General features: G+C 66.5%; 14 protein-coding genes and 2 pseudogenes. 10 read left to right on the plus strand and 6 right to left on the minus strand.

Annotation, left to right across the window (positions count from 1 at the left end):
* Both AWC14_RS10790 and AWC14_RS29555 read left to right on the plus strand, forming a co-directional pair.
* A pseudogene (locus AWC14_RS10790) lies at positions 1-4,838 on the plus strand (amino acid adenylation domain-containing protein); the annotation flags it as partial.
* Positions 4,839-4,898: 60 nt separating this feature from the next.
* On the plus strand, positions 4,899-6,083 hold the full coding sequence (locus tag AWC14_RS29555) for a pyridoxal phosphate-dependent aminotransferase (RefSeq protein WP_169716311.1): 1,185 nt from the start codon (positions 4,899-4,901) through the stop codon (positions 6,081-6,083).
* 3 nt (positions 6,084-6,086) lie between these two features.
* On the opposite strand, the gene AWC14_RS10795 is transcribed toward AWC14_RS29555, so the two are convergent.
* Both AWC14_RS10795 and AWC14_RS10800 read right to left on the minus strand, forming a co-directional pair.
* Positions 6,087-6,836, minus strand: a complete 750-nt coding sequence (locus AWC14_RS10795; RefSeq protein WP_045383054.1) for a class I SAM-dependent methyltransferase — start codon at positions 6,834-6,836, stop codon at positions 6,087-6,089.
* A gap of 57 nt (positions 6,837-6,893) precedes the next feature.
* Complete coding sequence (locus AWC14_RS10800) at positions 6,894-7,877, minus strand: cytochrome P450 (RefSeq protein ID WP_158089891.1); 984 nt, start codon at positions 7,875-7,877, stop codon at positions 6,894-6,896.
* A 352-nt stretch (positions 7,878-8,229) separates the two neighbouring features.
* On the opposite strand from AWC14_RS10800, the gene AWC14_RS10805 reads away from it, so the two are divergent.
* The gene (locus AWC14_RS10805) at positions 8,230-8,421 is read left to right on the plus strand and encodes a ferredoxin (RefSeq protein WP_045383051.1); all 192 of its coding nucleotides are present in this window, start codon (positions 8,230-8,232) and stop codon (positions 8,419-8,421) included.
* On the opposite strand, the gene AWC14_RS10810 is transcribed toward AWC14_RS10805, so the two are convergent.
* Positions 8,422-9,654 carry a cytochrome P450 gene (locus tag AWC14_RS10810; RefSeq protein ID WP_045383050.1) on the minus strand — a complete coding sequence of 411 codons (1,233 nt, stop codon included), beginning with the start codon at positions 9,652-9,654 and terminating at the stop codon, positions 8,422-8,424.
* 72 nt (positions 9,655-9,726) lie between these two features.
* Between AWC14_RS10810 and AWC14_RS10815 the strand changes: the two genes are divergently transcribed.
* From AWC14_RS10815 to AWC14_RS10835, 5 genes and pseudogenes are all read left to right on the plus strand, one after another.
* Positions 9,727-10,836 carry an aromatic ring-hydroxylating oxygenase subunit alpha gene (locus tag AWC14_RS10815; protein WP_057003468.1) on the plus strand — a complete coding sequence of 370 codons (1,110 nt, stop codon included), beginning with the start codon at positions 9,727-9,729 and terminating at the stop codon, positions 10,834-10,836.
* Positions 10,836-12,386 carry an AMP-binding protein gene (locus AWC14_RS10820; RefSeq protein ID WP_045384639.1) on the plus strand — a complete coding sequence of 517 codons (1,551 nt, stop codon included), beginning with the start codon at positions 10,836-10,838 and terminating at the stop codon, positions 12,384-12,386. The genes AWC14_RS10815 and AWC14_RS10820 overlap by 1 nt, the downstream gene beginning before the upstream one ends.
* 17 nt (positions 12,387-12,403) lie before the next feature.
* On the plus strand, positions 12,404-12,820 hold the full coding sequence (locus tag AWC14_RS10825) for a nuclear transport factor 2 family protein (RefSeq protein ID WP_045384626.1): 417 nt from the start codon (positions 12,404-12,406) through the stop codon (positions 12,818-12,820).
* Positions 12,817-13,332 (plus strand): annotated as a pseudogene (locus tag AWC14_RS10830) (FAS1-like dehydratase domain-containing protein); the annotation flags it as partial. The gene AWC14_RS10825 and the pseudogene AWC14_RS10830, both read left to right, overlap by 4 nt.
* 36 nt (positions 13,333-13,368) lie before the next feature.
* Positions 13,369-13,776 (plus strand): MaoC family dehydratase, encoded by a 408-nt coding sequence (locus AWC14_RS10835; protein WP_235216042.1) that lies wholly within the window; start codon positions 13,369-13,371, stop codon positions 13,774-13,776.
* Between the two features lie 70 nt (positions 13,777-13,846).
* Here the strand turns inward: AWC14_RS10835 and AWC14_RS10840 are convergent, their stop codons facing one another.
* On the minus strand, positions 13,847-15,307 hold the full coding sequence (locus tag AWC14_RS10840; RefSeq protein WP_045384627.1) for an aldehyde dehydrogenase: 1,461 nt from the start codon (positions 15,305-15,307) through the stop codon (positions 13,847-13,849).
* Between the two features lie 67 nt (positions 15,308-15,374).
* Here AWC14_RS10840 and AWC14_RS10845 point away from each other — a divergent pair, with 67 nt between their 5' ends.
* A complete protein-coding gene (locus AWC14_RS10845) occupies positions 15,375-16,529 on the plus strand; it encodes a lipocalin-like domain-containing protein (RefSeq protein WP_142281664.1) in 1,155 nt (384 codons plus the stop codon).
* Here the strand turns inward: AWC14_RS10845 and AWC14_RS10850 are convergent.
* Positions 16,481-17,632 (minus strand): aromatic ring-hydroxylating oxygenase subunit alpha, encoded by a 1,152-nt coding sequence (locus tag AWC14_RS10850; RefSeq protein WP_045384629.1) that lies wholly within the window; start codon positions 17,630-17,632, stop codon positions 16,481-16,483. The genes AWC14_RS10845 and AWC14_RS10850 overlap by 49 nt on opposite strands.
* Before the next feature lie 40 nt (positions 17,633-17,672).
* Between AWC14_RS10850 and AWC14_RS10855 the strand changes: the two genes are divergently transcribed.
* Entirely contained in the window at positions 17,673-18,539 is an 867-nt protein-coding gene (locus tag AWC14_RS10855) for a MerR family transcriptional regulator (RefSeq protein WP_045384630.1), read from the plus strand.
* Here AWC14_RS10855 and AWC14_RS10860 read toward each other — a convergent pair whose 3' ends face one another.
* On the minus strand, positions 18,540-20,141 hold the full coding sequence (locus tag AWC14_RS10860; RefSeq protein ID WP_069601547.1) for a serine/threonine-protein kinase: 1,602 nt from the start codon (positions 20,139-20,141) through the stop codon (positions 18,540-18,542).
* Positions 20,142-20,220: the final 79 nt, after the last annotated feature.

Genomic DNA, 20,220 nt, shown 5'->3' on the forward strand with positions numbered 1-20,220 from the left:
TGGCCATCGACGCGGTCTCCTGGCGAATCTTGGTGGAAGACCTCAACATTGCCTGGACCCAGCAGCGCAGCGGGCAGCCGGTGGTGTTGCCTGAGACCGGAACGTCGTTCGCGCGCTGGGCGTCGCTGCTCACCGAGTACGCCCACCGCCCCGAAGTCGTGGAGTTGGCCGATGCCTGGAAGCAGGTGGCGGCGGCCCCGGCTCTGCTGCCGGCTCCGTCGCGCGATACCTACGAAAGCGCCGGGCACCTATCGGTATTGCTGGATGCAGAGACCACCCGGACATTGCTCGATGAGGTGCCCGCGGCGTTTCACATCGGGCCGCAGGAGATCTTGTTGATCGGGCTCGCCTTGGCGGTGAGACAATTTGCCGGCAACGGCACCGCGCCGATTTCCATCGATGTCGAGGGCCACGGCCGCCACGAGGAACTCGGCCCCGAGGTCGATCTGTCCCGCACGGTGGGCTGGTTCACCACCAAATATCCAGTGGCGCTGACGGTCCCCGGGCTGGACTGGGCGCAAGTGGCGGCCGGTGATGCCGCGCTGGGCGCACTGGTCAAGGCAGTCAAAGAACAGCTTCGCGGTCTACCCCACCCCATCACCTACGGGCTGCTGCGCTATCTGAATGCCGACGTGGATCTCGTCGGCTCGGATCCGCCAATCGGATTCAACTATCTGGGGCGCATGGTCGGCTCAGCCGGCGTGGCGGCGGCCGATGTGTGGCGGCTGTGCGAAGGCGGCCTCCCGGTCGCCGGCGCCGCGGCTGCAACACCGATGGCATTGGCGCACACGGTAGAGCTGAACGCCGCCGTTGCCGAAACCGACACCGGCGCACAGCTGTACGCCGATTGGACCTGGGCCCCGTCGGTTCTCGACGAAGCGCAGGTAAACCGATTGAGCCAGTTGTGGTTTGAGGCACTTGCCGGTATCTGCGCGCACGTGCGAGCCGGTGGCGGCGGACTCACCCCTTCCGATATCGCGCCGGCGCGGCTAACCCAGCAGCAGATCGACCACCTGCAGCGGCAGTACCGCATCGCCGACATCTTGCCGTTGACTCCTTTGCAGCAGGGACTGCTCTTTCACACGAACAGCGCGCAGGCCAGCGACGAGTTGTATGCGGTGCAGCTGCAGATCACGTTGAGCGGTGCCCTGGAACCGCATCGCCTGCGCGATGCCCTCGACACGGTGGTTAACAGGCATCCGAATCTGGTGGCGCGCTTCAGTGATCAGTTCGACGAGCCGGTGCAAATCATCCCCGCCGATCCGCAAGTGCCGTGGCGCTACCTCGATCTCGACGGCGGCGACGTCGAAGAGCAGATCACGCGACTGTGCGCCGCCGAACGCGCCGCGGTCTGCGAGCTCACCGACCAGCCGGCCTTCCGGGCGGCGTTGATCCGCACCGCGCCAGATCGGCACCGGTTGGTGCTGACCAATCACCACATCGTGCTCGACGGCTGGTCACTACCAATCCTGATGCGGGACATCTTCGCCGGCTACAGCGGACAGCGACTACCCGCTGCTACGCCGTATCGCAGGTTTGTGAGTTGGCTGGTCGATCGTGACCTCGACGCCGCCCGCGCCGCCTGGCGCGAGGTATTAGCCGGCTTCGACACTTCGACGCTGGTGGGGCCGGCGCGACGGATGGCGCTGGGGCAGCGACGCGTTCGGTCGTTCCGGCTGCCCGAGCAGACGACGGGCGCGCTCACCGACCTGGCGCGGTCCTGTCACACCACCGTCAACACCGTGCTGCAGGGCGCCTTCGCGCACCTGCTGACATCACTGACCGGTCAACACGACGTCGCCTTCGGCACCACCGTCTCGGGTCGGCCCGCCGAAGTGGTCGGCGCTGACTCGATGGTGGGCCTGTTGATCAACACGGTGCCGGTGCGGACGCGCATCACCGCGACAACCACCACCGCAGATCTGCTCGACCAGCTGCAAACCGAGCACAACAACACACTGGAACATCAACACTTGGCGCTCAACGAGATTCACCGCATCACCGGTCAGGACCAACTGTTCGACACACTGTTCGTCTACGAAAACTATCCGATCGATGCCGGCGTGCCGGTGGGTGACAACGGCGACCTGACGATCACGGACTTCGCCGTGCGGGAATCCACCCACTACCCGCTGACGGTACAAGCGCTGCCCGGCCACCAACTGGGCTTCCGCGTCGAATACGACACCGATGTGTTCGACGAGAGCAGCATCGAGGTTCTCATCGAGCGATTCGAGGCGGTGTTGGAGGCAATGACCACCGACCCCGCCCGGCGGCTGTCATCGATGGATTTACTTACCGAGCCTGAGCACGCGCGCCTGGATGAGTTCGGTAACCGGGCGGTGTTGACTGCCCCTGCGGCGGCGAGGCCGATGCCGGTTCCGGCGTTGTTCGCCGCGCAGGTGGCCCGCACCCCGCATGCCGTCGCGATCAGTTGCCAAGAACGGTCGCTGACCTACCGCGAGCTGGACGAGGCCGCGAACCGGTTGGCGCACCTGCTGACCGGCCACAGCGCTCGGCCGGGACAGACTGTGGCCCTGATGTTTTCCCGTTCGGCCGAAGCGATCGTCGCGATCCTGGCGGTGCTCAAAACCGGGGCCGCCTATCTGCCGATCGACCCGGCGCTCCCGGCCGCCCGCATCGAATTCATGCTCGACGATGCCGCGCCGATCGCCGCGATCACCACCACGGAGCTCGCCCGCCGCCTGGAAGGCCATGACTTACCGGTCGTCGACGTCAACGACCCTCGAATCTCGGCCCATCCGTGCACGGCCTTGCCTGCGCCCGCGCCCGACGATCTGGCCCACCTGATCTATACCTCGGGAACCACCGGTGTGCCCAAGGGCGTGGCGGTCACCCACCACAATGTCACCCAGCTCTTCGAGTCGCTGGACGCCGGCATCGAGCTGGCGCCGGGACAGGTGTGGACCCAGTGCCACTCCTACGCCTTCGACTTCTCGGTGTGGGAAATCTGGGGGGCGCTCTTGCACGGCGGGCGGCTGGTGGTCGTGCCCGAGCCGGTGGCGCGCACTCCGCAGGAGTTTCACGACCTGCTGAGCGCCGAACAGGTCAGCGTGCTCACCCAGACCCCTTCGGCCGTAGGTGTTTTGGCGCCCGAAGGCTTGGAGTCGACGGCGTTGGTGATCGGCGCTGAGGCCTGCCCGGCGGAGCTGGTGGATCGATGGGCGCCCGGGCGGGTGATGGTCAACGTCTACGGCCCCACTGAGACCACGATGTGGGCGTCCAAGAGCGCGCCGTTGATGCCGGGATCGGGTGCGCCGCCGATCGGTTCGCCGGTGCCGGGTGCGGCGTTCTTCGTACTCGACGGGTGGTTGCGTCCGGTGCCGACCGGTGTGGTCGGGGAGCTCTATGTGGCCGGACGCGGTGTGGGTTGTGGGTACTGGCGCCGGTCCGGGCTAACCGCGTCGCGGTATGTGGCATGCCCGTTCGGCGGCGCGGGGACGCGGATGTATCGCACCGGGGATTTGGTGCGCTGGCGCCCCGACGGCCAACTTGACTATCTTGGTCGCGCCGACGAGCAGGTCAAGATCCGCGGGTATCGCATCGAACTCGGCGAAATTCAGTCGGCGCTAAGCGGTTTGGACGGGGTCGAGCAGGCGGCGGTGATCGCCCGCGAGGACCGCCCCGGGAACAAACGCCTCGTCGGCTACGTCACCGGCACCGCCGACCCCGCCCAGATCCGCGAGAGGCTGGCCGAGCGGCTGCCGTCCTACATGGTCCCGGCCGCGGTGGTGGCCCTCGACGCGCTGCCATTGACCCCCAACGGCAAACTCGACACCCGGGCCATGCCCGCGCCCGAATACACTGCCGGCCACTACCGCGCCCCGGCCACGGCTGTCGAGGAAATCCTGGCCGGCATCTACGCCCAAGTCCTCGGGCTGGAGCGCGTCGGCGTCGACGAGTCGTTCTTCGACTTAGGGGGCGACAGCATTTCGGCGATGCGCCTGGTGGCCGCGATCAAGGTCGCACTGGACGCCGATGTTGCGATACCCACCGTATTCGAGGCGCCCACGGTACGGAGTTTGAGCCAGCGACTGCAAGCTGAGACCGCTTCTCTCCACGACGTACTTCCGGTCCAGACTCTGAAGAAGGGTAGCGGCGTCCCGCTGTTCTGTATTCATGCGGCCAGTGGTGTGTGCTGGCCGTACCAGGCCCTCGGTGCTCACATGGACTGCCCGGTCATTGGAATACAGCAGACCCTGCAGGGGGAAGAAGACGAACCCCGGTCAATGCGCGAAATGGCCGAAAACTATGCCGACCGAATCCAAAGTTTGTATCCGACCGGGCCCTACAAGCTTCTCGGCTGGTCTTTTGGCGGCGTCGTCGCCCATGAAGTCGCCGTCGAACTTCAGCGGCGCGGGTGCGTAATCGCCGGCCTTGTCCTCCTGGATGCTCAACCCGCTCTCGATAGCGGCGTCCTGGGGCCAAATGCGTTGGCCGAGAAGGACATACTGGAAGAAGTCTTGCGCCTTTGTCGCATAGACGTTCCGGAGCAAGATGAGCCACTCACCTACGAGCAGGCAGAAAAATTAGTACGCGAACACGGTGCCGGAGAGCTTGGCCGATACCGGCAGCTTCTGGATTCTATCGTTCGAAACACCAACGACAACCTGGCGTTGTATCGAGCACACCGGCCCGATGTATTCGACGGTGACATCATCGTATTTGCTGCCGTCCGGGGTGAGGAAGATCGGAGTTCATATCTTCGGCAAAGCTGGCGGCCTTATGTCGCTGGTGCGATTGCCGTGCACCCGATCGACTGCACGCACCAAGAAATGCTGACTGCCGAAGCGCTCAGCAGGTATGGCAACCAGCTCGAGCCAGTCCTCGACGCCCCGACCCCGGTGGCGCCGGCGAAGCTGTCGCGCCCGGCCACCGTGGCGGTGTCGCGGCTACAGCCGTACGCGGCCCCGGCGTTTGTCGAAATGTCCACGCTCGGCGCGCGGAACGGCACGGTGGATCTCGGGGTCGGATATCCCGACGAGGACGGGCCTCCTGCGATGCTCAAGGCCGCCCAAGACGCGATTGCCGGGGGCTTCAATCAGTACCCGCCCGGAATGGGCATCGCCGCGCTGCGGCAGGCCATCGCCGCCCAGCGCAAGCGGCATTTCGGCGTCGAATACGACCCGTCCAGCGAGGTATTGGTGACGGTCGGGGCGACCGAGGCTGTCGCCTCGGCAGTGCTCGGATTGGTCGAGCCGGGTTCGGAAGTGGTGTTGATCGAGCCGTTCTACGACTCCTATTCGCCGGTGGTAGCCATGGCCGGGGCTCGACGAGTGATCGTGCAGTTGGAGCTTGATGGCGGCGGCTTCGCCCTTGACGTCGACGCGCTGCGGCAGGCCGTGACACCACGGACCAGGGCGATGATCGTCAACTCACCGCACAACCCGACCGGCATGGTGCTGACGGCGGATGAACTTGCCGCCATTGCGGAACTCGCGGCGGACGCCGACCTCCTGGTCATCAGCGACGAGGTGTACGAGCAGCTCGTATACCCCTCGCCGCCAGGGCACCGTCACCTGCCCTTGGCCGCCTTCGACGGCATGGCCGAGCGCACGATCACCGTGTCGAGCGCGTCCAAGATGTTCAACTGCACCGGGTGGAGGATCGGATGGGCTTGCGGCCCAGCAGAACTCGTGGCCGCGGTACGGACGGCCAAACAGCACCTCAGCTATGTGGGCAGTGCGCCGTTTGAGCATGCGGTTGCGTTGGCCCTGAATTCCGAGGACGCCTGGGTGGTCGAACGGCGAAACGTGTTGCGCGCCAGGCGTGATCGCCTCGCTTCGGCCTTGACCGAGATCGGATTCGGCGTGCACGACAGCGCGGGTACCTTCTTCCTGTGCGCTGACCCGCGTCCGTTGGGCTACCACGACAGCGCGGCGTGCTGCGCGGAGCTAGCCGCGAAATCTGAGGTGGTCGCGATGCCGATGTCGGATTACTGCGATCCGGCAGCCGAACATGCCGCGGTGTGGAATCACTTGGTGCGCTTTAACTTTGCGAAGAGAGACACAACCCTTGACGAGGCGATCAGGCGACTCGCCGCGCTCCGGAACCGGCGGTAGCGGTCAGCCGCGGCTGGCCAGCACGATCTGCGGCTTGAATGGGCCGCGACGCAACTCGACCGTGATGGCCGGATCGGCATGGCAGGCAAGCGCGCGCAGCGCCGACGGGCTGTAGGCGCGCAGCGAGCTGATGAACCCGTCGTGCGCACTCGGGCGCACCGGCGCCAACGGCAGGCGCACCGTCAAGCCCACCAGGTGCAGCAGTGACGGTGGCCGCGGCAAGTCGATGATCAGCAGCTTGCGTGCGACGCGGGTGCCTTCGGCAAACGCCCGACAAGCCTTGGCCGGTGGCAGGTGGTGGAAGGACAGTGCGAACACCGCAAGGTCGTAGGAGCCGTCGGGCGCATCGATGGCGGTGGCGTCTATCTCTCGTACAGTGGCGCGCGGGTGACTGCCAAGGTCGCTGGCGGCGATGGCAGCCACCGACGTGGGCTCGATGTCGGTGACGGTCACCCGGGCCGTGGGATGCATGGTCAGTAGCGCACGCGATATACCGCCCAGCCCGGCACCCAGTTCGAGGATTTTGGGATCGGGCACGTCGGTCACTGCGTCGAGCGCGATGCGCGCGAAGTTCTTGTGCCAACCGAAAATTCGTCCGCTGCGGTCCAGGGAGCGGACCACTTTGTCTTTTTTGACGCCGACGTCGTCGCGGTCCAGGTATTCCAGGCGGTCGGTCTGCAACCGCCGGTCCAGCCACGACGCGTCCGGGCCGCCGCGCGGCATGCTGTCGATGTCGTAGGTCTCCGTTGCCATGTATCCATCGTGGACGATTGCCCGCACCCAGGGAACGTAGTTGGCAGAGTTCGTCGCCTACGGCGCGACGGTGATTTCGGCGATTTTCTGACCGTGCAGGAAGTTCGACTGCCGGAGTACTTCGCGGCCGGTAACGGCGATCGACGAAACGCGGCGTACTAGCACGCTCAACAGACAGCGCAACTCGAGGCGGGCCAACACCGCGCCGACACAGTAGTGTGGGCCGCCGCCGAAGGACAGATGCGGGTTCGGATGGCGGTCCAGCACGAAACGCTCCCCGTCGGGGAAGACGGTCTCATCACGGTTGGCAGACGGGATCCACAGCACGACCCGGTCGCCGGATCGAATCTCGGCCTCGCCCAAGGATATGTCGGTGGTGGCGGTTCGCAACACATGCCCAGGCGGCGACGTCCAGCGCAGAATCTCTTCCACCGCCGAGTGGATCAGCTGCGGATCCTCGCGCAGACGCCGCCAGCAATCGGGATCCTCGGCGAAGGCCACCATGGCACCGGATACGGCCAGCGGAGTCGTTTCCAGCCCGCCGGTGAGCATGCCGTCGCAATTCAGCAAGATCTCGTCGTCGGAGAGCGGGCGGCCGTCCACGGTTGTCTGCGACAGCGCGGTGACAAAGTCGTCCTGCGGATTAGCGCGACGCTGCTGCAGCAGCTCGTCGAGGTAGATGAACAATTCACCGTGCGCCTCGGCGGCGTCCTGCGCGATATTGGTGGCATAGGCAGCGTCAGTCAGTTTGCCCAATTTCGCCCAGTCCGCATGCGGGATTCCCAGCACTCGGGCCAGCACCTGGCGGGCGATGACGGCGCCGAGATCTTTGACGGCGTCGAAGGAGCCTCCGTTGGCAATCAGCCCGGCGAGCAGCTTTTCGATGTCGTCCTCGATGGCGGAATGCATGCGGTCAACTGCCGAACTCGACAGCCACGCCGAGTGCGCGGCGCGCAGCCTGCGGTGGTCGGCGCCGTCGGTGACCACCAGCATTCTGCCCGAAGCCAACGCGACGGCACGGGCGTTGGAGCCCAGACGCATACCGGCTCCCGACGCGAAGTGCCGGGGATTTTGCAGCACGTGGCGCGCGAATTGGTGAGTGGTGACCGACCAGAATTCGCCGTGGGTCGCGGAATCGGTCCACGCAACCGGATGCGCGCGACGCGCCGCCTCCCACAGCGTGTATCGATTGGGCGCAGCGTGAAATGACGGGTCGGCCGGATCGGTAGGCGTTGCGTCAGGCTGCCAAATAGGCCGACGCCCGTTCAGCCCACCCGGGTATTGCGGCGCATCCCTGTGATCCATACTCAAAATCGAGGGTAACCAGCCGGGCAAAGATCGGTCCAGTGCGCGCGTACGCTCGTCGTTACCTTTGACAGAGAAGGAGCATCCGATGCGAGTAACCGTCGACGAGTCGCTGTGCGAGGCCAACGGGTTCTGTGAATCGCTGGCCCCGGATGTCTTCGAAATCGGCGACGCCGACGTGGTGCAGGTCGCCGACGGCGAGGTACCTGAGCACTTGGAGATCGACGTGCGCGCCGCGATCGACCAGTGCCCCAAAGCCGCACTGCGACTTATCGATTGATCACCTCAGCGTGATTGCCATCTCGTCGTAGATCGACATGTTGGTGACCAGGCTGGGGTAAGCCACTGTGGCCGGGCCCAGCTCGATGCGATCGCAGCGCAACAGCAGTTCGTCGAACACCGCGCGTAGCTCGGCGCGCGCCAGGAATGCGCCCAGGCAATGGTGCGGCCCGCCGCCGCCGAAAGCCACGTGCGGGTTGGGTGCCCGTCCGATGTCGAAGGTGAACGGCTCGTCGAACATTTCCTCGTCGCGGTTCGCCGAGCGCAGCATCGACACGATGCGCTCACCGGCAGGGATGTGCTGGCCGTCGAGCTCGATGTCGACCTTGGTGGTGCGCGTCCAGTACGCGACCGGCGTGGCCCAGCGCAGCACCTCCTCGACGGCGCCGGCCCGCACCGACTCCTCGGCGCGGTAGCGCTCGATCTGCTCGGGGTTGGCGACGAACGCCTGCAGCCCGGCGGCCAGCGCGTTCTTGGTGGTGTCGCTGCCGGCAAAGGCCAGCACGAAGAAAAAGATCTCGAGCTCGTTGGCGGGCAGCCGGAAATGCTCGCCGTCGTCGCCGACAATCTCGGCCGAGGCGAGCGTGCTCCAGATGTCGTCGGCGGGATTGCGCCGCTTCTCGGCGGTGAGCTCGAGCGCGTAGCCGAAGATCGTGCCGTACAGGTCCAGTTCTTCCTGCTCGGTGAGCCGGGCCTTGGGGGAGCGGGCGGTCAGGATGCGGTCGAAGACGTCGAAGATGCGGGGCCGGTCTTCGGCGGGGATGCCCATGATGTCGCCGATCACGGTCATCGGCAGCGCATCGGCGACGTCGGCGATCCAGTCACCCTCGCCGCGGGCCAGCAGGTCGTCGATCATCCGCGCGGCGCGGGCCCGGATGCCATCCTCGAGCTTGGCGATCGCGCGCGGTGTGAACGCGCTGGAGATGAGCTTGCGGCGCTTGCTCAGCTCCGGCGGGTCCATGTTGATTATCGTCGGGTACGACGAGAACGTGTCGAGCGGCTGGACCAGCGGGCCGTCCTTGGCCGTGAAGGAGTCGGCGTCGCGGTGGATGCGCACGGCGTGGCGGTGCTTAGTGGTCATCCAAAAGTCGCGCTGGACGCCAACCTTGGCGACACCGGGCGTGAGGTTGTGCCGGAAGACCGGCCGGTTGCGCCTCAGGTCGGCGAACAACTCGTCGGGAAAACCGTTGCGCCACAACGCGAAATCCGACAAGTCCAATTCGGCTGTCGTCATAGCAATCTCCGACCGTTGACGTTCAATCTCTAAAATAGTAAAAATAGACCGAGTCTTCCAGGTGGAGAGGTAGTGACGCACACGGTTTCGGACGCAGACCCGTCGGAACGCGAGTTCGGGTCGACGGGTATCGCGCTGTCGAAATACCGCTTCCCGACCGGGTGGTTCATCGTCGGATTCGCCTCCGATCTGCCTGCCGGCGAGGTCAAGCGGGCGCACTACTTCGGCGAGGAGTTGGTGCTCTTCCGCGCCGAGTCCGGCCAGGTGCACGCGCTCGACGCGTACTGTCAACACCTCGGCGCGAACATGGGCGTCGGCGGCACCGTGGAAGGCGACAACATCGTCTGCCCCTGGCACGGCTGGCGCTGGCGCGGCGACGGCACCAACGCGCTGATCCCGTACAGCAAGATCGGCTGCAAGCAGAACGTGCGAATCCGCACCTACCCGGTCACCGAGTGGTACGGCTTCATCCTGGTCTGGCACGAGCGCCACGGCCGGGCGCCGTACTGGCAACCACCCGTGCTGCCCGAACTGGAGACCGGCGAGTACTACCCGCTGCATCCGCACAGCCGGATGCTCAACCGGGTCAAGGTGCACGCGCAGATGATCATCGAAAACGCCGCCGACCCGTATCACGTGCAGTACGTGCACAAGGCCGCCAACCCCGCGAACACGGCGTCTTTCGAGGTGGCCGGTTACCACCTGCACGCCACCGTCAACGCCCACTTCGGTGGCGGACGAGCGCAAACCTGGCTGACACCCAACGGACCGGTGGACGCCAAGATCATCTACGACAATTACTCGCTCGGGCTGGGCGTGGTCCGATTTCCGAGCGACTTGGTGGCCACCATTCAGGTCACCGGGCAGACCCCGGTAGACGAGGACTACACCGACTACTTCTACACCCAGGCGTCGGTTCGCGAGCCTGGCGACACCGGCGAGGCGCCGACCGGGCGTGCTGCGAGATTCCTTGCGCTGCAACAGGAAGTCATCAAGCAGGACTTCTTCACGTGGGAGAACATGAAGTACTTGGAGAAGCCCAACCTGGCGCCCGAGGAAGCCCGCGACTATGCGGCGCTTCGCCGCTGGGCACACCGCTTCTACCCGGGCGAACAGCCCTCGCCCGACGACTTCGGATACACCCCGGACGGTTCGCCCGACCCGGCAGCCGCGCAGGCCTGATGCCGATCCGCCCGGCCGATTTCGGGGTGGAGCAATTCAGCGTGCCGGCGGTGCTCGACCGCCGCGCCGAGCAGTTTCCGGACCGGGTGATGATGTCGGTGGCCGGCACTGTGGTGACGTTCGAGCAGATGGCGCAGCGATCCTGCTCGGCGGCAAGCACGCTGCGCGACAAGGGTATTGGCCGCGGCGATTGCGTCGCGCTGTTCACGGCGACCTGCCCGGAGTGGATCTACTTCTGGCTGGGCGCGGCGCGGATCGGCGCGGTGACCGCAGCCGTCAACGTCGCCTACAAGGGCGAGTTCCTGCTGCACGCCCTGCGGCTCTCGCGCGCTAAAGCGATCCTCACCGACACCGAACGACGCTGCCGCGTCGACGAAGTGGCGGACCAGTTGCCGATGCTCAAAGAGATTCTGCTGCTGGGTGATTCGATCGGCGGGGGTGGTGCGGTTACGGACGAGCCGGCTGACCCCGATGAGGTCGGGTCGCTGTTTTTCACCTCTGGCACCACCGGCGCGTCCAAAGCCGTTGCCACCAGCTGGCACTACCTGTTCACCGCGGCGGCGACGGTGGCCTCGGCGTGGAAATTCGGTGCGGGCGAGGTGCTGTGGACGGCGATGCCGTTGTTTCATCTCAGCGCGGCGCCGTCGGTGCTGGCGCCGATGCTGGTCGGCGGGACCACCGTGCTGGCGCCGGCGTTTCATCCCGGGTCGGTGTGGGACGACGTGCGGGCCTGCGGCGCAGTGGGTTTCGCGGGGGCCGGCGCCATGGTGTCGATGCTGTGGAACCAGCCGCCGGATCCGCGCGACGCGCAGCTGCCGCTGCGGTTCATCTCAGCGGCGCCGATCGACGCCGGCCTCTATCGGGACATCGAAAAGCGTTACGGCTGCCGCATCGTCACGATGTACGGGCTGACGGAGGCGTTTCCGATCACCGTCAAGGGCGTCGACGAGGACGGGGTTCCAGGGACGTCGGGCCGGCCCAACCCGAGCTTCGACGTGATGATCCTCGACCCCAGCGGTGATCCGGTGCCGGCCGGGACCGCCGGCGAGATCGCTTGCCGGCCCAGGTATCCCCATGTGATGAGCGAGGGGTATGTCGACGCCGACGGGACGGTCGAGCCGCACCCGGAGTGGTTTCGCACCGGCGACCTCTGTGTGCTGGACGACGACCAGAATCTGACGTACCTGGACCGCGTGAAGGATTCGCTGCGCCGTCGCGGCGAGAACATCTCGTCGGTGGAAGTCGAGGCAACCGTGCTACGCCACCCGGCGGTCGCCGAGGCGGCAGCGGTCGCGGTACCCAGCGAGTTGGGCGAGGACGACATCCTGTTGGTCGTGACGCTACGACCGGAGTCGTCGCTGGACTACGTCGAGTTGCTGAACTTCTGCTCGGCGCGGATGCCGTACTTCTGTGTCCCCCGCTATGTCGAGGTCGTGGACGAGATTCCCAAGACCATCATCGGGCGGATACGCAAAGATGTGTTGCGGGCCCGCGGACTCGGTCCGGGCGCCTGGGACCGGGAACGTCACGGATACATCGTCAGCCGGTGAGGTGGGGAGAAACCACGATGAGCATGACCTACCAGCAGCAGTACCTTCTCAACGGCGCGACGGGACGCGATGCGATCCTGGATCTCACCGCCCGGCACAACCGGTGCTATTCCGACGGCGACCGCGACGGCTGGATTGCGACGTTCCGGCATTCGGGCGCCAGCTATGTCCGCGGCGGTGAGGAGTTCACCGATTTGCGCGCCGCCTTCGACGGCGGCGGCGGGCAGCGGCTGGTCAGCGTCGATCACGAGATCAGCGTCGACGGCGTCAACGCCACCCAGCGCTGCGTCGCGCTGCTTTACGCCGTCGGCGACGACGGCGTCCCCGCGCTGCGGGCGACCGGCACGTATCGCGATCGGCTCGTCTACGAGCGCGGCGGCTGGTACTTCACTTCGCGTGAGCTGCAATGGGACTCGGCGCCGGCCCGGGTATGACGGGTATCCAACTCGCGTTCGGCACCTACGAGGACGCGCTGCGCATGGTCGGGGTGACGTCCGAGCCGCGGACCGCGAGCGCCGTGGTCAGCGCGTCGCGCATCCAGATGTTCGCCGCGCTGGTTCGCGACGCCAACCCGTCGTACTGGGATCCCGAATTCGCCGCCGAGACCTGGGGCGGTCTGCTGGCGCCGCCGGGTTTGCTGATGGGCTGGCTGATACCACCGCCGTGGCTGCCGACGGGCGAGCCGCGGGTGACGGCGATCGCGCTGCGGGTGCCGCTGCCCGGCACCACGTTCGTCAACGCCGCCAACGACGCGGAATTTCTGCTGCCCATCGTCGAAGGCGACCTGCTGACCGTGGTCGAAGAGGTGGTGTCGGTGTCACCGGAAAAGCAGACCCACCTCGGGGTCGGGCATTTCGTCGAGACGCTCGACACATTTACTCGCCGGGACGGCGCGGTGGTGGCCCGCAACCGAAACACGTTGTTCCGCTTCACCCCCGAACCCGCCGGCGCGAGCAGACGCAAAAGTCCCCCTCCGCCCGGCGTGTCGGGGACTTCTGCGTCTGCTCGCCCAGATCAACTGCCGGTGGTGCTCGACGAGATCGACTACCAGCGGGTCGTGATGAACTCCGGCGCGACGTGGGACTACTTTCCCGGCCACTTCGATCCCGGCTATGCCTATAACCAAGGCCACCCGACGATTTTCGTCAACACCATGCACCTCGCCGGGTTCGCCGACCGTATCGCCACCGACTGGGCCGGACCCGACAGCCGGGTGGTGCGCCGCACGATGCGCCTGGCCGGGCCGATCTACGCCGGCGACACCATGGTGGGCCGCGGACATGTGGCCAGGCGCACCGACACCAGCGTCGACCTGCAGATCGACGTGAGCAACCAGCGCGGCGAACTATGCTGTCCGGTCGAGCTCACCCTGCAGGTACCGCCCTCGTAGGTGCCGAATGTGGGCTTGGGGCACGCGAATTCGCGCGTAGCGTGACTCAACTTCACACTCGGCGGATCGGTTAACTCAGCGGGCTCTTGCTGACCACCGACTGCAGCTCCACGTACTCGGCCAGACCCTCCGGACCGAACTCCCGCCCGATGCCCGATTGCTTGAAACCACCGAACGGGCTGGCGATGTCGAGCATGTACATGTTGATGCCGTAGGTGCCGGCGCGCACCGCCGAGGCGATCTCCATGCCATGCGCGGCGTCCGCCGTCCACACCGACCCGGCCAGACCGTAGTCGCTGTCGTTGGCGATGCGCACCGCGTCGTCCTCGTCGGTATAGGTCAGCACGGTCAGCACCGGGCCGAAGATCTCCTCGCGCGCGATGCGCATGTCGTTGGTCGCGTCGGCGAACAGCGTGGGCCGCACGTACCAGCCGCGGTCGGTCGGCGGATCCTCGCCGCCGAGCACAATCCGGGCGCCCTCGTTGCGTCCGGACCGGATGTAGTCCTGCACCCGGCGTTGCTGGCGTTGGGCCACAAGCGGCCCGATGTCGGTGGCCTCGTCGAACGGATCCCCGACCTGCAGGCCGGACATCATCTCGGCCAACGCATCGACGACCTCGTCACGGCGGCGTTCGCTGACCAGAATGCGGGTCTGCGCAACGCAGGCCTGCCCGTTGTTCATCAGCCCGGCGGTCTTGAGCCCGGCGACGGTCTTGTCGATGTCGGCGTCGTCGAGGATGATCGCCGCCGACTTGCCGCCCAGCTCCAGGCTCACCCGTTTGAGCTGCTCCCCGCAGATCGAGGCGATGCGCCGGCCCACGGCGCTGGATCCGGTGAACGCGATCTTGTCGACGCCGGGGTGGCGGACCAGCGCCTCGCCGACGTCCGGTCCGCCGGTGACCACCGACACCACCCCGTCGGGCAGGCCGACCTGCTCGAGCATTTCGGCCAACCACAGCGCATCCAACGGTGTTTCCGGCGCCGGCTTGACGACGACGGTGCAGCCCGCGATCAGCGCGGGAATCAGCTTGGGCATGATCAGGAATTGCGGCACGTTCCACGGCACGATCGCGCCGACCACTCCGACCGGCGCACGGCGAACGAGGACCTCGCCGCGCACCCCTTGGCGGCGTTCCGTCCACGAGAAGTCCCGCGCGGCCGCCAGCGCAAGGTGGATCATCGACGCAGCACCGGCGCCCTGCCCCAGCCGGCTGAAACTGCGCGGCGACCCCATCTCGGCGGTGATGAGATCGGACATCTCGTCGACATGCGGCGCGTAGATGGCGGCGAGCTCTTCGATCTTGGCCATCCGTTCGCGCGGGTCCAGCCGCGGCCACGGCCCGCGGTCGAAGGCGTGCCGCGCCGCGGTCACGGCGGCGTCGACGTCCTCCGCGCTGCCGGCCGGCGCCTCGCCGATGGGCTCCTCGGAGTGCGGCGAGATCACCGTCAACCGGTTGCGGCCGGCGGGTTTGCGCCACTGTCCACCGATGAAAAGCTCGTCGTAGCAACGATGGTCAAGTTGCTCGGGCATGCGGCACCGCCTCGTGACATAGCTATTACTGCTAACATAGCAAGAAAACGTGGGGACGGGAGTCCAGGTGGGCGACGACTGGCGCTGCTACCCGTTTTCGTTGGTGCCCGACGACCCGATGCTGCACTTTCCCGCCGCCGAGGGCGAGCACGCCGACCACGAGTCCGACACCTGGTTCATCGCCGGCGAACTGGCCGCCGCGTCGGGGCGGTCGTACGCGTTTTTGACCATCTTCAACAAAAACCGACCCGGCGGATCGGTAGTCGCCGACTTCTACACGATGGCGCTATTCGATTGCGACGCAAGCACATACGGCACCTACACCGACTATGACATGCCGCCGCGCAACGCGGCCACGCCGAAACTCTCTGCAACGGCCGGCTACCTCGACATCGAATACGCCAGCGGCGCCGGCACCGCCACCTGGTCCACCTGCCGCGACGACGACGGTCAGCTGCTGCCCTACACCTACCGGGTCAACTTGGTGGGCGTCGATCAGGCCGGCCGGCCGATGGGCCTCCAGCTGGCGGTCACGCCGACGCGCAAGCCGGTTCCGTTGGGTGCGTCGACGTACAACGGCCGGATCGCCTGTTTCGGCCAGGACGACACCTATTCGTATTTCCAGACCCGAATGGCGATGAGCGGGACGCTGCGCTGGGGCGACATCAGTGAACAGGTCAGCGGGAGCGCCGGGCACGTCGACCGGCAGTGGTTTCCCCGCTACGCCGGCGGCGGCGGAACCGGGGGAGACCCGCGCGCCCGCTCCCACGAATGGCGCACGATCAACCTGGACAACGGCGTCGACCTGAGCATCTGGCGACAGTTCGACCGCACCAACCACAATGCGCTGCAACCCTTCTCCGGGGCGACGGTCAGCTACCCGGACAGGCCACCGGAGTGCGCCGAGGACGTCGACGTCACCGTCGACAGCTATGTGCGGTGGCCGGATTCGATCCGCCCCCTGGTTCCGCGGCTCGCCCAGGTCCGCTACATGCCGGACCGACACCGACTGACCTGCGTCAGTTTGCAACTCGACCTCATTGGTGAGCCGTTGGTGGCGGCGCCGGCGCACGCGTTGCCGATCGAATACATGGAGGGTCCGTACCGCTACCGCGGGACCCTGCGCGGAAAACCGGTGAGCGGCTTCGGGTTCTACGAACGCTCGCTGGCGCTCTACCGGGACTGGGAGCTGGCCGAGATAGCGTCGGCCCAGCTCTTATGACGATGCTGCAACCCCGGTTCGTTGCGGCCGAACAACAAACGGTCACGCACGCCTGACTCCAGGTTGGCCTGTAACGCCTCGACCAGCCGGTAGTCCTCGTCGCGCACGGTGGCGTGCGCGTAGTCGAACACCGCTTGCGCGCCTGCCGCAACGGACTCGTCGGTCAGGTCCAGCGGCGTCGAATTCTGGTGCACGGTAATCGATCTGCCCGGCTTGTCACTCGGATAGATCCGGAACAGCTCGCCGTTGGCGATAGTCACCGACAGCACGATGTTGGGGAAGAGCGCGTAGATCACCACCATGTTCTGGAACGGATCCCATTGCTCTTCGGGCACGTTCTCCAACTCGAGAATTGAGTTCAGCGGGAAGATCAACCGGTGATGCGCGCCGAATGCGTCGAAGACCGTGCAGTTGCTGCGCGCGATCGTCGCGAACGTCTGCCGATGCACGGTGGCGAAGTGGTAGTTCTCCGAAAAGGTGTCGACCGCGAGCTTCCAGTTGATCGGGCAGTCGAGGACCTTTTCGCCCAGTGGGGACCACCGTCTGATGCCCCACGAGTCGAGTTCCTCGGCCAGCGAACCCAGGTGGGCGGCGACGTCCAGCTCGGCATCGGGTTGCAGTGACACCCAAAGGAATCCGGCGAACTCGGCGGCCGGCAACTCGGTCAGCCCATCGGACTTCACGCCCACCCCGGGGAAGCCCTCCCGGCCCGGCACACCGACCAGCCGCCCGGTGTTGTCGTACGTCCACGCGTGATACGGGCAGCTGAACCGCTTTGCCGTGCCGCAGCCGCTGACCACCTGCGACTGCCGGTGCAGGCAGACATTGTCGAACGCCTTGACCGAGCCGTCGGAGATCCGGGTCAGCAGGACCGATCGGCCCATCACGGTCTTGGTGCAGTAGCTGCCCGGCGCCGGCAACTCGGAGACGTAGCCGACCAGTTGCGGGCTGGCCAGCAGCATCGCGACGTCACGCTCGTGGCGCTCGACCGACGTGTACTCGCGCGCTGCGACGGTGTGCTCCGTCAGCGCCAGATCGGTGGTGTTGTCGCGCGCCAGTTTCACCGCGCGCCGGGTCAAGTCGATCAGCTGATCGCGGTCCATGCTTGCAGTACAGACCTTGTCACCGTTGTAATGTCAAGGCGTGGCTGAGCAGTTGCTGATCGGCGACGTCACGGCCCTGACCGGGATCGCGCCGGGCCGCATCCGCCACTACGAGAAAATCGGGCTGCTGCGGGCCGAGCACCTGTCCAACGGCTACCGGGTCTTCGACGTCGGGCAGGTGCTCGACCTGTTGCGCATCGACTTGCTCCGCAGCCTCGGCCTCGCCATCAAAGACATCCAGCGGTTGGCGGACCAGACCACTCTGGCCGATGTCCTCGACGAACACCGCGCGTTGCTGGTGGCCCAGCGCGACCGGCTCGATCAACTGATCACGGCCATCGACGCCGCCACCGCCACCCACTACGACGACGTCAACGAACGCATCCTGCGGCAACTGGCCACCTCGCATCGCGACAGCATCGGCGTCATCGGGCGGCTGAGCACCCCGCTGTCCCCGGCAACGGCTGCGATGTACACCGACCTGTTCGACGCCTGGGAGCTGCCGGTTCCCGCGCTGTTCGGTCAGATGGTCCTGCCGCCGGCGGCCAGCACCCTGCTCGAGGCACTCGCCGAGACGCCGGGGCGCGACGTGCTGTTCGACCGATTGCGCAAGCTTGCCGGCGAGGTGGTTGCTCTCGGCGAAAACGACGCCGCGGCAACCGAACTCGCGCACACGTGGATCGACCAGCAGGTGGCCAGCCCGCTGCCCGACGACGTCGTTGATGCGCTGCGCTGCGTGCAGCCGCTGCTGGAACGCGAACCGGTCATCGTCCATGGCTTTCGAACCTGGGCAGCGTCGATCACCCCGGCCGCTGCGCATTTCATCAACGAACTGACCCGGGAGACCGCCCGGCGCGGACTGGAAACCGTCAGCGTCATCGTGCTGCCGCCGGCCAGGCGCAGTTAGTCAGCCACCCGACGGTTCCCAGGCGAATCCGCCGGGCGTATCGACGCAACTGATGGGAACCCCGGTGTTCGAGACCGTTGCCGTGCCCGTCTGCGCAGCGCTGCAGGGCATGCCGAGGGCCGGCCGGGTGTCCAGGGGAGGCGGAGCCGACGACGAGCGTGTCGTGGTCGTCGGTGCCGCGTGCGTCTCGGACGGCGTCGACATGCTCGTCGGTGGCGTCGTCGTTGTCGCAGCCGGCGACGGCGGAGCGCTGACTTCGGGCGGCAACGGCGGCGCGGGCACCGGAGCAGCAGTGGGCGGCGGCGTGGCTCTCGGCGGCGGCGGGGCGGCGGGCCGAATGGTGGTCACCGGCGCCGGCGTCTCGACGGTCGGCGTGTCCTGGAACGAACGCGACCGCAGCAACATGACAGCGAAGTACCCGAGCAGCGCCACCGCCACGATCGTGAGGGCGAACGCCCCGGTTTGCAGCAGCCGGCGACGGCGCGCCGTCGCCGAGGTGTCCGCGGCCGTCGTTGCGCGGGATACCGCTGGTTCGAAGAACGGGGCGGCGTCGTCGAATTCAGTGTCTTCCCAGACATCTGGTGAAGCTGCCGAGTCTTCGTCGGCCTCGTCAGCTATGGCGTCGGAGAGCGCCGGCTCGGGAAACGTGGTGGCCTCGTCGAACTCGGCGTTGTGCCAGACATCGGGTGGCTCCGCGACGACGTGGTCTGTTTCGACCGGCTCAGTCATGGCGTTTTCGGCCGGCGATCCGAGGACGGTAGTGGCCTCGGCGTCTGACAGGTCCGACCGAATGCGGTGATTTTCCTGGAGCGCCGCGGCGAAGTCTCGACAGCGGGCGAACCTGTCGACAGGCGCTTTGGCGAGTGCGCGGGTAAAGGCCTCGTCGAGGTAACCCAGTTCCGGTTTGACATCGCCCGGCCGCGGCGGTGACTCGTTGAGGTGCTTGCTGATCACCACGGCAGGGTTGTGGTGCGCGAACGGCGGCGACCCCGTCAACAGGTGAAAAGCGGTGCACGCCAACGCATATTGGTCGGCCCGGCCGTCGACCGAATCGTCCATCAGCTGCTCGGGCGCCGCATAGCTCACGGCACCGACGGTCATGTCCGTCTGCCGGGGCACACCGAAATCTGCCAGCAGGATCCGCCGGTTACCGGATTCGGGCTTGGTCAGCAGGATGTTGCCGGGCTTCACATAGCCGTGCACCAGCCCGCGGTCGTGGGCGTAGTCAAGCGCCTCCGCGACCGCGGTGACGATCTCGAGAACCTCGTCCGGCGGGACGCCGTCGGGATAGGCATCGCTGAGCAGCTGAGTCGCATCGGCGCCGTCGACGTAGTCCATCAACAGCCAGAGCCGGCCCTCGAACTCGCCCCGGTCATACAGGCCGACGATATTGGGGTGCCACAGCGCGGCCGCCAGGTCAGACTCACGGTAGAACCGTTCCTGGTACACCGGGTCGGCTGACACGTCGGCGGGCAGAATCTTCAGCGCGTGACGGCGCGGCAACCTCGGCCGCTCGGCCAGATAGACCTCACCGTGCTGGCCAGAGCCCAGCGGCCGAACGATGCTGAATCCGGCAGCCGTCGCACCAGTGACCAGCGGCATGGGGAGGATCGTACAAGCTGGCGGCCGCGGACCCGAATTTCAGCCTCGCTGAACTGGGTGGTCGCACGGGGTGCCGGCC

The sequence above is a fragment of the Mycobacterium kyorinense genome (genome assembly GCF_002101735.1).
GTDB classification, from domain to species: domain Bacteria; phylum Actinomycetota; class Actinomycetes; order Mycobacteriales; family Mycobacteriaceae; genus Mycobacterium; species Mycobacterium kyorinense.

Coding starts and splice junctions, on each gene's coding strand:
- AWC14_RS10810 (WP_045383050.1), bottom strand. CDS start 9,654: ATGACGACAGCCGAATTGGACTTGTCGGATTTCGCGTTGTGGCGCAAC.
- AWC14_RS10805 (WP_045383051.1), top strand. CDS start 8,230: ATGCGAGTAACCGTCGACGAGTCGCTGTGCGAGGCCAACGGGTTCTGT.
- AWC14_RS10795 (WP_045383054.1), bottom strand. CDS start 6,836: ATGGCAACGGAGACCTACGACATCGACAGCATGCCGCGCGGCGGCCCG.
- AWC14_RS10800 (WP_158089891.1), bottom strand. CDS start 7,877: ATGCGTCTGGGCTCCAACGCCCGTGCCGTCGCGTTGGCTTCGGGCAGA.
- AWC14_RS10840 (WP_045384627.1), bottom strand. CDS start 15,307: ATGCCCGAGCAACTTGACCATCGTTGCTACGACGAGCTTTTCATCGGT.
- AWC14_RS10850 (WP_045384629.1), bottom strand. CDS start 17,632: ATGGACCGCGATCAGCTGATCGACTTGACCCGGCGCGCGGTGAAACTG.
- AWC14_RS10860 (WP_069601547.1), bottom strand. CDS start 20,141: ATGCCGCTGGTCACTGGTGCGACGGCTGCCGGATTCAGCATCGTTCGG.
- AWC14_RS10825 (WP_045384626.1), top strand. CDS start 12,404: ATGAGCATGACCTACCAGCAGCAGTACCTTCTCAACGGCGCGACGGGA.
- AWC14_RS10820 (WP_045384639.1), top strand. CDS start 10,836: ATGCCGATCCGCCCGGCCGATTTCGGGGTGGAGCAATTCAGCGTGCCG.